The sequence below is a fragment of the Aureibaculum algae genome (assembly GCF_006065315.1).
In the GTDB taxonomy this organism is placed as follows: Bacteria; Bacteroidota; Bacteroidia; order Flavobacteriales; family Flavobacteriaceae; genus Aureibaculum; species Aureibaculum algae.
On record NZ_CP040749.1, the window covers coordinates 2,326,354 to 2,339,931 of the forward strand.

The window sequence follows — 13,578 nt, forward strand, 5'->3', positions numbered from 1 at the left end:
TATTGTAAATATAGTGAAATAAAAAATTTTGCTTTTTTTAATTGAATTTATTTATGTGCATTAAAAGTTCTTCTTTTATGAGTGACAGAAGGCGTATTTATTTTTAACTTTACATTTCAAATCATTAAAATAAAAATGAATCTACAGCCTCAAGTAATTACCCTAAAGAATAGTAAAGGATTAGCAGCAGAAATTTCCAATTTAGGAGCTTCTTTATTAAGCTTAATAGTACTTGATAAAAAGAATAATCCTATTAATGTTGTTGTGGGTCTGGAGAAGCCTGAAGCTTATTTTGGTCAAGAATATTTGAATAATTATAATTGTTTAGGAGCTTCAGTGGGCAGATGGGCAGGTAGGATATCAGGTGGTAAATTTGAAATAGAAGGGAAGGAATATCCGCTTTACAACGAGGATGGTGTGCATCTACATGGTGGCAAAGAAGGTTTTAGTAAGAAATATTGGAACATTGAAAAGCTTACAAAAAATAGCGTCACCTTATCTTATGTTAGCGTGGATTTAGAAGAAGGTTATCCCGGAAATTTAAAAGTTTCTGTACACTATGAGCTTACGGAGAACAATGCGTTAAAAATTGTGTATAAAGCGACAACCGACAAAACAACTCCCGTAAATTTAACCAATCATTCTTATTTTAATTTGGAAGGATATGGATCAGTTTTGGATCATGAATTGAAATTGAAAAGTAATAAATATGTAGAGCTGAATGAAAAGTTATTGGTGACCGGTAATTTTATTGAAACCAATAATACAAGCTATGATTTTTCGGATAAGTCTATTCTAGGAAAGGAAGGTTTTACAGGTTTAGATGATGTTTTTGTGTTGAATGCTGATGCTTCTTATAAGGCGGTTTTATCATCATCAAAAACGGGTATAGAAATGAAAGTACAAACCAATCAGCCAACGCTTGTAGTGTATACACCAATTCAATTACCTGATTTAACGTATAAAAATAATGCCAATTTCACCAAATACTCAGCCATTTGTTTTGAAGCTGAGGCGTATCCTGATGCTCCAAATCAGTCTGATTTTCCGTCTGCTTTGTTACATCCTGGAGAAACCTATTTGAATGAAACCATTTTTGAATTTTCAATACAATAAAGTGTCATTTTAAGCAACCAATGTTACATATTAAATTAAATTAAAAAGTAACTTTACGGTCTTATTCTAAAATTTGTCTGCAATGGAAGATATGATCTTTTATGATAGGATGCAATTTGCATTTACTATAACATTCCATTATTTATTTCCCCAATTAACCATGGGCTTATCCTTAATGATAGTCTATTTTAAATGGAAATTCCTAAGGAGCAAAATTGAAAAATATAACGATGCCGCGAAATTTTGGATGAAAATATTCGCACTCAATTTTGCCATGGGCGTAGTTACCGGAATTCCCATGGAGTTTCAATTTGGTACCAATTGGGCAAAATTTTCAGAATTAACAGGAGGTATTATCGGTCAGACACTCGCCATGGAAGGCATGTTTTCTTTCTTTTTAGAATCCTCGTTTCTAGGACTCTTTCTCTTCGGAGAGAAATTACTTGGTCAAAAACTCCATTTCTTAACGGGGTTTTTAGTGTTTTTAGGATCATGGGCAAGTGGTTATTTGATTATTGCCACACATTCTTGGATGCAATTTCCAGTGGGTTACGAGATCTTAGAAAACGGGAAATTTGTTTTAAATAATTTTGGAGCATTGTTTTCAAATCCTTGGTTAATGCCAGCCTATTTGCATAATCAATTGGCCTCAGTAATAACGTCATCATTTGTAGTAGCGGCTATTGGAGCATTCTATTTATTAAATAATAAACATAGTGAGTTCGGAAAGCTCTTTGTAAAAACAGGAGTTATTTTTGGATTAATATCAAGTGTACTTGTGGCGTTTCCAACAGGAGATTGGGTAGCTAAAAATGTAGCGAAACATCAACCTGTAGCATTTGCGGCTATGGAAGGAATTTTTGAAACGGAAACAGGAGGGTCAGAAATTGTATTGATTGGTCAACCTGATATGGAAAATAAAAAGTTGGATAACAAAATAGCAGTGCCTAATGTGTTGAGTTTTTTAACCTATCAAAATTGGGAAGCCGAAATTAAAGGATTGAATGAGTTTGATGAAAGCCTACATCCTACTAATGTACCCGGCTTGTATTATTCTTATCATATAATGGTAGGTTTGGGTACGCTTTTTATTGGATTAATGGCAATTGCAGCACTGCAATTATATCGTAAGAAGCTTTATAAATCGAAATGGATACTTTGGTCTATTTTATTTATGCTGCCCTTTCCTTACATTGCAAATACAACAGGTTGGTACACGGCAGAATTGGGTAGGCAACCTTGGCTGGTTTATAATTTATTAAAGACCTCAGAAGGCGTATCGCCTACAGTTTCATCTGGTAACACGTTATTTACTTTATTAGGTTTTATTGGTCTTTATTTGTTATTAGGACTTTTATTTTTAATGTTGGCCGGTAAAATTATCAATAAAGGGCCAGAAACCTCAAATCACTAATTATGGAGTTATTTTGGTATATCGTTTTAATGATCATGCTTACCGTTTATATAATTTTAGATGGTTATGATTTTGGTGCAGGTATTGTTCATCTCTTTTTTGCAAAAGAAGAAAAAGATAAAAAAGCAATTACAAATGCTATCGGTCCATTTTGGGATGCCAATGAAGTTTGGTTAATCGCTGTTGGTGGGGTATTGTTTTTTGCCTTTCCAACATTATATGCTTCTTCGTTTAGCGGATTTTATTTACCTCTAATTATGATTTTATGGTTGCTTATTTTTAGAGCAATTGGTTTAGAATTAAGAGGGCAAGTCCACAATAAAATGTGGGAAGCCATTTGGGATAAAGCCTTTGGCATTGCAAGTCTATTATTAGCCTTATTTTTTGGTATTGCATTAGGTAATGTGGTCAGAGGCGTAAATTTAGGAATGGTAACAGACGGTGTTTCCACAGTAGAAGCCCATTATTTCTTTTTACCCTTATGGAACCCTACCTTCAGTCCCACAGCAGAACATTTAGGCATTATTGATTGGTTTACAGTGTTATTAGGATTGGTGGCCGTTGTAGCATTAACCATACATGGTGCCAATTGGATTATCTTTAAAACGAATTCAGGACTGAATCAAAAATTGAGAAAAGTTGTATTTAAATTGAATTTTGTACTCTTAGCCTTGGTAATTATTTCATTATCTGTTTGGCATAATATTGAACCGAATCCATTTCATAATTTTATGGAATATCCATGGTTTTGGATTTTCCCACTGATAACTTTTACAGGATTGTTAGGATTGTTTAAAGTGAAATCATTCAAAAAAGAGGGAATAGGATTTTTGTTTTCCTCATTGTTTTTATTTGGAGGATTAACCACCACAGTAGCTTCTATTTTTCCAAAAGTTTTACCATCTACAAATACCGTCAATCCATCATTGACAATTCAAAATGTTGCGGCACATGAATATGGTTTAACAGTAGGTGTTTATTGGTTTGTAATTGCTGCAATATTAGTGGCGGTGTATATGTTTATTCAATATCGCGTTTTTAGCGGAAAAATGGATGATGTAGGGTATGGAGAGCACTAGATAAATTGTTCTAATTTGAATAATTCACCGATGGCTTTGCCTCGGGGTTTCTGATTCACCTCTACTTGGGAGAGGTCAGAAATGGCATTTACGGCAGTTTTGGGTGAGGTAAAATGAAAAATTTCAAGAAATTATTTATTGAGAAATACTATTTTCTTATGACAGATACTTTAATTTCAATCATCAGTATTTTTATGGGCATGTTAGGGGCAAACCTTTTAAGCCTTCTAATTAAAAAATACAGTCTAGGGTTTACTGCAAATACCATTACGGGAATTTTTGGGAGTATATTTTTTATAAAATTTATAAGTAGGCTTGGTTTTGATCCCATTACTATCATGCAAACAGGAGAAGTAAATATCACATTATTTAGTATTAATATGTTGGTCTCCTTAACTGGTGGAGCCGTTGGATTAATACTAGCGAAACTCATTATTAAAAAGCTGAATAAAGGGTGATTGTAATGTAACTGTTGTTACGTTGAATTATAACAAGGAACGTAATTTTACATAATAATCAAAATCGAAACCAATGAAAAAGTACACTATTTTAATGGCATTCTTTCTATTAATAGGGGTAACATCTTGTAAATCTGACACCAAAAAAGATACGGCAAAGGCAGCACAAGAAACACAACAAGTTCAAGACTCAATTTATAAGACGACAGGATTAAAATATGCCATGAGTACGAAAGCTACGTTGGGTAAAAATTTAATGGGAGCCATCCAAAAAAAAGGAACAGAACATGCTCTTGAATTTTGCAATACGAAAGCGATTCCGTTAACAGATAGTATGGCTGTGGCTCAAAAAGCAATAATTAAAAGAGTTTCAGACAAACCTAGAAATCCAAATAATCAAGCCAATACAGAAGAGTTGGGGTATATAAAATCGTTTAAAGATCAATTAGCTGCTGGTCAACAACCCGAAGGTATTGTTAAAAAGAAAAACGGAAAAGTACATTTTTATTATCCAATAGCAACCAATCAAATGTGTCTGCAATGCCATGGTACACCAAATGAACAGATTAAACCACAGGTAATGACCATGATTGATAAACTCTATCCAGAAGACAAAGCCAAAGGATATGCAATCAATGAAGTGCGTGGAATCTGGAATGTAGTTTTTGAAGAGGGTGAATGATATATCATTTTTATAGAGTGGAAATTTCTCTCCTTTTTTCTGGGGGAGAGCATTTACTGAATAGGTTTCAGTATGCCCTAACGCCCTTTTTGTATTAAAAACAATTAAAGGGTGAAGGGGTACTTTATAAGATGGTCACTTGCTTATCATTACGAAAGTTTACCAACAATTAACTTTCGTCTTACTTCTAATTACCTAAGTAACAATAGTTACAACTTAGGTTAAATAAAAAACTGAATTTTACGGAAGCAAATCATTTTTCATCAAACTGATGCAAATCATTTTTCAATGAAATGTAATGCTATAATTTTACAAGTAAATAACCAACCAATGGCAAAAATAGTAATCTTAGGAGCTGGTATTTCAGGACACGTTGCAGCCTCGCATTTACGCAGAAAACTATCTAAACAACATGAAGTTGTAGTCGTTTCACCTAACAGTAATTACCAATGGATTCCCTCTAACATTTGGGTGGGTATTGGTAGAATGAAAGCAGAACAAATTTTATTTCCACTAGAGCCACTTTACAAAAAGAAAAACATTGGTTTTAAACAGGCAAAAGCGGTTTCTTTTCATCCTGAAGGTGACAAAGAAGTTACCAAGCCTTATGTAATGGTTGAATATGTAAAGGGAGAAGATAAAAATACTTTTGAAAAAGTAACCTATGATTTTCTAATAAATGCTACAGGTCCGAAATTGGCATTTGATATGACCGAAGGCTTAGAGCCAGGTAAAAATAAAGCGTATTCAGTGTGTACCTATGGTCATGCAGAACATGCTTGGCACGGATTAAAAGAACTTATTGAAGAAGTTAAAAAAGGAAAAAAAGCTAAAATTTTAATTGGTACGGGGCATGCCAAATCAACCTGTCAAGGTGCAGCATTTGAATATATTTTAAATGTTGAACAAGAATTAAGAAGACATGATGTAAGAGAGATGGTAGAAATAACTTGGATTGCCAATGAATATCAATTAGGAGATTTCGGTATGGATGGTATGCTATTGAGTTATGGTAGTAATATTATGAAGTCTAACGAAATGATTGAGATGATTTTTGAAGACCGAGGGATCAATTGGATTATTGGTGCGGGGGTTAATAAAATTGAAGATGGTGTGGCTCACTATGAAACCTTGGATGGAGAATACAAAACAGAAACCTATGATTTTGCCATGTTGATTCCGGCATTTTCTGGTCATGGCTTTAAAGCATATGATAAAGAGGATAAGGATATTACGGAGAAATTATTCAAAGGTTTTATGATTGTTGATGCTGATTATACACCAAGACCATATGAAGAATGGACGGTACAAGATTGGCCTGAGACCTATCAGAATCCGTCTTATAAAAATATTTTTGCTCCTGGTATTGCATTTGCACCACCACATGCTATTTCTAAGCCAAGAGTAAGTAAAAATGGGACAGCAATCTCTCCAGCACCACCAAGAACAGGAATGCCATCGGGCATCACTGCAAAATTGGTAGCGGAAAATATTGTAGATATTATAAATGGTAAAAAAACATTGAATCATAAAGGTTCTATGGGTAATATGGGAGCTGCTTGTATTGCCTCTGCGGGTTTTGGAATGACAAAAGGGAGTGGAGTAAGCATTACAACCTATCCTATTGTACCTGATTATGTAAAATATCCGGATACTCAAGGTAGAAAATTAGGAAAAACCTTTGGTGAAATAGGATTGGCAGGACACTGGTTAAAATTAACCTTACACTACGCATTTATTTATAAAGCGAAAATGAAACCATTTTGGTGGTTAATACCGGAATAATCTCCGGTAGTATGAAAAATAATAAGTACATCAAGAATAGCATAAAAATCTAAAAAACCATGACACAAAGAATCTCAAAAACAAAGCGTTTTATAATGATGAATCCCATTATTCAATTCTTTAAATATATTTATTTAAGTATTAAAATACTAGTGGTTGTTGCAGGTGGACATGGGGGGACTAGAAATAAAGTTTAATAATTTGGTTATTTAAGGGTCTTCGGATTCTTTCATAATAAGTTGGTTGATTTTTGGAGGCACCTTACCCATGTGGTAAGGTGCTTTTTTGGTAAGTAAACGTTAAGGATAAAATGGTTTTAGAGGGTGAATTAAGTCATTTAGAAACAGTTTAACATTAAAAAATGAGGTATTAAAACGGCTGTGAATCACTAATGGTGTTTTAAATCATATCTCAGTAACATAGGTTACTTTCAATTGAAGTAACCACAACTATTTTTGCATTAAAATAAATTAGAAATGAAGCAAATACTATATACTTTAATTTTGATACTAATACCGTTACTATCAAATGCCCAAGAAGTAAAATTAATAACGAAAGAAGAAGTGATCGCTAAGGTGAACGATCAAAACAATAGCTTAAAAATGGCAGAGCAAGATGTAAAGGCAGCTCAAGGTGATTTTAGGCAAACCAATGCGATTCTATTGCCAACCATTGGCGTTTCTCATACCGCAATGTCAACCACAAATCCCTTAATGGCTTTTGGGTTTAAACTCAATCAAGAAGTTTTAACTCAAAATGATTTTAATCCGGCTCTATTAAATGACCCTACCACAGTTCAAAATTATGCGACGAAAATAGAGGTACAACAACCGGTATTAAATTTTGATGGATTTTACCAACGTGGTGCTGCAAAAGCAAAATTAAAGGCTACTGAACTGCAATCAGAACGTACTAAAGAATATATGTCTCTAGAAGTTGAAAAAGCCTACATGCAATTACAATTGGCTTATAAAACAGTTGAAGTGTTGCAAAAAGCACAAGAAACAGCATTGGACAATCAACGTATTGCAGATAATAGTTTTAAACAAGGCTATATGCAAAAGGCAGATGTGTTAGCAGTTGAAGTCCGTGTAACAGAAATTGAAAATCAATTACAATATGCTAAAAGTAATATTGCCAATGCTTCAAACTACTTGTCGGTTTTAATGAATGATGATAATGAAAAGATTTTAAAACCTATAGATTCATTGACGGTTGCTGTAGCCATGATATCAGACAATAGTGTGCTAAACAATAGAAAAGACATACAAGCTTATGAAAAGGCATCGTTGGCTTATGAAAAAATGTATAAAGCTGATAAAATGAGCTTTATGCCAAGGTTAAACCTATTTGGAAGTTATGAATTGTATGATGATGAAATCTTTAAAGGAGATGCTGAAGGATATCTTATTGGAGCCGCATTGAGTTGGAACATTTTTGAAGGTTCAAAACGTTTTGGAAAAACGCAAAAGAGTAAAGCAGATTTTGAAAAATCGAAATTTGAAATGGCTCAATATAAAGCCACTAGTTCTTTAGAACTTAATAAAGCCAAACGCAACTTAGAAGATGCCAAAAACAATTTAAAACTTTCAAAACTAGGAGTAGAGCAATCTCAAGAAGCATTGCGTATTCGGACAAACAGATTTAAGCAAGGTCTCGAGAAAACATCCGATTTGTTAATGGCAGAAACACAATTTGCACAAAAACAATTAGAATATTACGGCACCGTATTTAATCACAATTATGTATTGAAATATGTCGAATTTTTGACAAAGTAATAGCATCATCAAATTAATTAATAGCAATAGCTAAATCAAGGAATCAAAGAACCACGAAGAATATAAAAACAAAAATAAAAATGAGAAAATACATTCAAATAACCATAGTAACAGTCCTTTCGCTTTTTTTAGCGAATTGTGGAAGCGAAGAAAGCAAAACCAGTGCTGATAATTCAACGCCTATTGCTGTAAAGGTGAGTAAGACTACCGAAGCTGGTGGTCAGTTTATTACGGTAAGCGGGAAAATAGAAGCCACTAATAGTGCCGATTTAAGTACCAGAATGATGGGGTATGTTAATAAGGTATATGTTAAGGTTGGCGATAAGGTTAAGAAAGGTCAACTGTTGGTTTCAATTAACAATGCGGATTTACAAGCGAAAAGAGCACAAGTAAACGCAGGTATTACAGAAGCTACCGCAGCTTTTAATAATGCTGAAAAAGACTATAAACGCTTTCAAAGTTTATTTGCAGAAAAAAGTGCATCGCAAAAAGAAATGGATGATATGACGGCTAATTTTGAAATGGCAAAAGCACGTTTAGAATCTGCAAATCAAATGAAAAATGAAATTAATGCACAATTCACCTATAGTAATATGATAGCACCTTTTAACGGTGTGATAACGAGTAAAAATATTGATGCGGGTGATATGGCAAATCCAGGAATGCCTCTAATAAGTATAGAAACTCCTGGTAAATTTGAAGTAATGGCCATGGTGCCAGAAACAGAAATTTCACAGATCAATAAGGGAGCAGACGTTGCTGTATTAGTGAAGTCAATTGGAGCTACACTAAAGGGTAAAGTTACAGAAGTTAGCACATCAGCAAAAAATACAGGGGGTCAATATTTAGTTAAAATTGGTTTAGATAAAACAGAAGTAGCTATTCTTTCTGGAATGTTTGTTAGTGTTCAATTTCCGATTGAAAAACAAACTAAAAATCAAGCCATTTTAATACCTATTGAATCCGTGATATCTAAAGGTCAATTGTCTGGTATTTACACAGTAAGTGAGAGCAATACAGCATTGTTACGTTGGTTGCGTTTAGGGAGAACCTATGGAGATCAAGTGGAAGTATTATCAGGTTTAAATGCTGACGAAGCATATATTGTTTCCGCGGAAGGTAAACTTTATAATGGAGCAAAAATTAGTGTACAGTAACCAAACAAGGAAAGAAGTAAGAATTATTGCGTTAAGGATAAAAACGACATCCTTTTTACGTCAGTTCGAGTGAATTTGCCTAAGCAAATTTGTATCGAGAACAAGTAAAAAGATACAGTGGATAGCCTGTTTAAACGCCCAAAAAATAAGTAAAAAATGAAAGAAGGAATCGCAGGTAAAATTGCCAAAGTCTTTATGCAATCGAAATTAACAGTACTGTTAATGATTGTATTTATGGTTGTTGGTGTTTATAGTTCGTTTTTAATTCCACGTGAGGAAGAGCCACAAATTGATGTGCCTATGGCAGATATTTTTATAGGATATCCTGGGGCTAGTCCTACCGAAGTAGAATCACGTGTTATCAAACCATTGGAGCAATTAATTTCTAATGTTAAAGGGGTAGAATATGTGTATTCTACAGCGATGAAGGAGCAAGGTATGGTCACTGTTCAGTTTTATGTAGGTGAAGATATAGAGCGTTCGTTTGTAAAATTATACAACGAAATTAATAAGCATATGGACAAAATGCCAGAAGGCGTAACGTTTCCGTTAGTAAAAACACGTGCTATTGATGATGTACCTATGCTTGGTTTAACACTATGGAGTGAGAATTACGACGATTATCAATTAGGCCAAATGGCTGATGAACTAGAGGAGGAAATTAAAAAAGTAAATGATGTTTCTATAACCCATAAAATAGGAGGTAGAGACCGTCAATTGCGTGTGGTTTTAGATAAAGATAAATTGGCTGCAAGTGGTTTAGATTTTTTATCAGTATCTGAAATGATAAAGGCTAATAATAGCCAATTGAATTCTGGTAGTTTTGATAAAAATGATACAGAGTTTCTTATAAATACCGGAAAATTTTTACAAACCGTTACAGATATTGAAAACTTGGTTGTTGGAGTGCAACAAAATCAACCAATTTATTTAAAACAAGTAGCAAAAATTATTGATGGACCTGAAGTACCTCAAAATTATGTGAGTTTAGGTTTTGGAAAAGGGAGTGAGAAAGCATCGGATTATAAATCTGATTATCCAGCAGTAACCATTTCTGTCGCCAAAAGAAAAGGTGCAGATGCCATGAAAATTGCAGAATTAATTATTGATAAAGTGGATCATTTACGTACCTCATTGATTCCAGATGATGTACATGTTGAAGTTACTAGAAATTATGGAGAAACAGCATCTCATAAAGTTTCTGAGTTATTGTTACACCTTATAGGATCTATCATAGCGGTAACGTTTGTAGTAATGCTTGCCATGGGCTGGCGTGGTGGTTTGGTGGTATTTTTATCTGTGCCTATTACATTTGCATTGACGTTGTTAAGTTATTATATAATGGATTACACGTTAAACCGAATTACATTATTTGCTCTGGTTTTTGTAACGGGTATTGTGGTCGATGACTCCATTATTATTGCGGAAAATATGCATAGGCATTTTAAAATGAAGCGTTTACCATTTAAACAAGCGGCTTTGTATGCTATTAATGAAGTTGGAAATCCGACTATTTTGGCAACGTTTACCGTAATTGCTTCCGTGTTACCAATGGCTTTTGTTTCTGGGTTAATGGGACCTTATATGGCACCAATGCCAATTGGAGCATCGATAGCAATGATTTTGTCGCTGTTTGTAGCTCTAACCGTTACACCGTATTTGGGTTATATATTTTTAAGAGAAAAAACTAAAAAAGGACAACCAGAAAAAGTTGAAAAGCCTTTAGAAAATACAATCATTTACCGTTTGTACAACAAGTTTGAGCGTCCATTAATGGAAAGTAAAGCAAAACGTTGGATATTTTTAGGAGTTACATTTGTGGTGTTATTAGGTACGATGCTGCTGTTTTTCACCAAATCGGTAGTGGTGAAAATGCTACCTTTTGATAACAAAAATGAATTTCAAGTGGTAATTGATATGCCAGAAGGCACAACATTAGAGCGAACAGGTGTTGTAACACAAGAAATTGCTCAATATTTATCTTCACGTCCAGAGATTGTAAATTATCAAAATTATGTGGGTACATCGGCACCTATTACATTTAACGGTTTGGTACGTCATTACGATTTACGTGGGGGTAGTAATATGGCTGATATTCAAGTAAATTTAATTGATAAAAATGACCGAACAGCACAAAGTCATGATATTGCTAAATTATTGCGTCCAGATATTCAAAAAATAGCTTCAAAATTCAATGCCAACGTGAAATTAGTAGAAGTCCCACCAGGACCTCCTGTAATGTCAACCATTGTAGCAGAAGTCTATGGACCGGATTATAATGAGCAAATAAAAATTGCTGATAACATTAAATCAATTTTAAATAATACAGACGATGTTGTAGATGTAGATTGGATGGTCGAAGCTGATCAGACAGAATATCAATTTGAAATCAACAAAGAAAAAGCCATGTTGTATGGTGTGGCACCAAAGCAGATTGCTTATACAATGAATATGGCGTTATCTAATAGAGCCATTACCACATTATATGATGAAGATGCGATTAACCAAGTGGGATTAGTTTTAAGTTTAGACGAAAAAGAGAAATCGACCATTACGGATATTTCTCAACTTAAGGTGAAATCTAAACAAGGAAATATGGTTCCTATTGCCGATTTGGTCACAATTAAAGAAGCCGTAAGTGCAAAAAGTATCTTTCATAAGAACCAAAAACGAGTGGTATATGTGATGGCTGATATGGCGGGTGTATTAGAAAGTCCTGCGTATGCCATTTTAGGTATGGAAGAAAAGTTAAAAGAGATTCCATTACCAAAAGGCTATGAAATTAATGAAATGTACTTGGGTCAACCTGAATTTGAAGATAACTATACCGTAAAATGGGATGGGGAATGGCAAATTACCTTAGAAGTGTTCAGAGATTTAGGAATTGCATTTTTAGGTGCTATTATCTTGATTTATATTCTAATTGTTGGATGGTTTCAAAACTTTAAAGCACCAATTGTGATGATGGTGGCTATTCCTTTATCATTGATTGGAATTATTCTAGGACACTGGATTATGGGGGCGTTTTTTACAGCAACTTCATTTATAGGTATGATTGCCTTAGCAGGTATTATGGTGCGAAATTCAGTGCTGTTAATTGACTTTATCAATCTAAGGACGGCAGATGGCATTCCCTTAAAGCAAGCAGCTATTGAAGCGGGAGCAGTGAGAACCACACCTATTTTATTAACGGCCGGAACAGTAGTTATTGGAGCCTTCGTTATTTTGTTTGATCCAATTTTTCAGGGGTTAGCCATATCATTAATGGGTGGAACTATTGTTTCTACAGTGTTGACTTTATTAGTAGTGCCTTTAGTGTATTACATGATAGAGAAGAAAAAATGGGAACATGTTGGAGATATTGAAGCTGGAGGTACGGAAACAAAAGAAATTGAATTGAAAGGCAAGGAGTAGTATAATCTAATCGCATTGGTCAATTTATTAGGGATTTAAGATTCATATGATTTCCTTTTTAGTGAAAAGGTTAAGTATAAACAAAAAAGAATAGAGACATGAAACTATTAATAATTACCGCAGTATCAGCTTTTGAAAAAGAGATCAAAAGCATATTAAGAAAAGCTGAAGTTAAAGTTTTTTCATATCAAGAAGTTAAAGGGTTTAGAGATAATTCTGAAGAATCTGTGGGTTCTAACTGGTTTGCTGGTGAAACAAATGAAAGAGAATCATTACTGTTCTATGCTTTTGTGAAAAAAGAGAATGTAGATCACGTGTTTTCTTTGGTAGAGAAATTTAACAACGGACAAGAAACACTATCAAAAGTTCATTTGGTAGTTATGGATATAGAACGATCAATTTAATTAAAAAAAAGAAAGATATGTTACAGAATTATATGAATGCTATTGTTGGGGTCATTATTATGGCCAGTGTTTTATTGGGGATGTTTGTACATCCAAATTGGTTATGGTTCACCTTATTTGTAGGAGCTAATTTATTTCAATCTGCCTTTACGAAATGGTGCCTTTTAAGTAAAATACTTATGAAACTAGGCGTAAAAGAAGAAGGTGGCGGCTGTAAAGTATAATACTATTTTTTTACGCATCAATTAGAATTATACTACTCCGTTTCTATTGTCTATTCTAGCAGCGTAG

The 13,578-nt window shown here is 33.9% G+C and carries 12 protein-coding genes; all 12 read left to right on the plus strand.

Annotation, left to right across the window (positions count from 1 at the left end):
- Positions 1–135: 135 nt before the first annotated feature.
- The 12 genes from FF125_RS09665 to FF125_RS09715 all read left to right on the plus strand — a co-directional run bounded on the left by FF125_RS09665 (position 136) and on the right by FF125_RS09715 (position 13,511).
- Positions 136–1,116 carry an aldose epimerase family protein gene (locus tag FF125_RS09665; RefSeq protein ID WP_138949579.1) on the plus strand — a complete coding sequence of 327 codons (981 nt, stop codon included), beginning with the start codon at positions 136–138 and terminating at the stop codon, positions 1,114–1,116.
- Positions 1,117–1,198: 82 nt separating this feature from the next.
- A complete protein-coding gene (locus FF125_RS09670) occupies positions 1,199–2,530 on the plus strand; it encodes a cytochrome ubiquinol oxidase subunit I (RefSeq protein ID WP_138949580.1) in 1,332 nt (443 codons plus the stop codon).
- Positions 2,531–2,532: 2 nt separating this feature from the next.
- Positions 2,533–3,609 (plus strand): cytochrome d ubiquinol oxidase subunit II, encoded by a 1,077-nt coding sequence (cydB, locus tag FF125_RS09675; protein WP_138949581.1) that lies wholly within the window; start codon positions 2,533–2,535, stop codon positions 3,607–3,609.
- Positions 3,610–3,767: 158 nt separating this feature from the next.
- A complete protein-coding gene (locus tag FF125_RS09680) occupies positions 3,768–4,067 on the plus strand; it encodes a hypothetical protein (protein ID WP_138949582.1) in 300 nt (99 codons plus the stop codon).
- A gap of 73 nt (positions 4,068–4,140) precedes the next feature.
- Positions 4,141–4,749: a Tll0287-like domain-containing protein gene (locus tag FF125_RS09685; protein WP_138949583.1), complete on the plus strand. Its 609-nt coding sequence runs from the start codon at positions 4,141–4,143 to the stop codon at positions 4,747–4,749.
- Positions 4,750–5,079: 330 nt separating this feature from the next.
- The gene (locus FF125_RS09690; protein WP_138949584.1) at positions 5,080–6,534 is read left to right on the plus strand and encodes an NAD(P)/FAD-dependent oxidoreductase; all 1,455 of its coding nucleotides are present in this window, start codon (positions 5,080–5,082) and stop codon (positions 6,532–6,534) included.
- 59 nt (positions 6,535–6,593) lie between these two features.
- A complete protein-coding gene (locus FF125_RS21905; protein WP_175418903.1) occupies positions 6,594–6,731 on the plus strand; it encodes a hypothetical protein in 138 nt (45 codons plus the stop codon).
- Between the two features lie 279 nt (positions 6,732–7,010).
- Positions 7,011–8,312, plus strand: coding sequence for a TolC family protein (locus FF125_RS09695; RefSeq protein WP_138949585.1), 1,302 nt, complete (start codon positions 7,011–7,013; stop codon positions 8,310–8,312).
- Between the two features lie 80 nt (positions 8,313–8,392).
- A complete protein-coding gene (locus FF125_RS09700; protein ID WP_138949586.1) occupies positions 8,393–9,469 on the plus strand; it encodes an efflux RND transporter periplasmic adaptor subunit in 1,077 nt (358 codons plus the stop codon).
- A gap of 156 nt (positions 9,470–9,625) precedes the next feature.
- Positions 9,626–12,883, plus strand: a complete 3,258-nt coding sequence (locus FF125_RS09705; RefSeq protein ID WP_138949587.1) for an efflux RND transporter permease subunit — start codon at positions 9,626–9,628, stop codon at positions 12,881–12,883.
- A 98-nt stretch (positions 12,884–12,981) separates the two neighbouring features.
- Positions 12,982–13,287, plus strand: coding sequence for a hypothetical protein (locus FF125_RS09710; RefSeq protein WP_138949588.1), 306 nt, complete (start codon positions 12,982–12,984; stop codon positions 13,285–13,287).
- Positions 13,288–13,304: 17 nt separating this feature from the next.
- A complete protein-coding gene (locus tag FF125_RS09715) occupies positions 13,305–13,511 on the plus strand; it encodes a YgaP family membrane protein (RefSeq protein ID WP_138949589.1) in 207 nt (68 codons plus the stop codon).
- Positions 13,512–13,578: the final 67 nt, after the last annotated feature.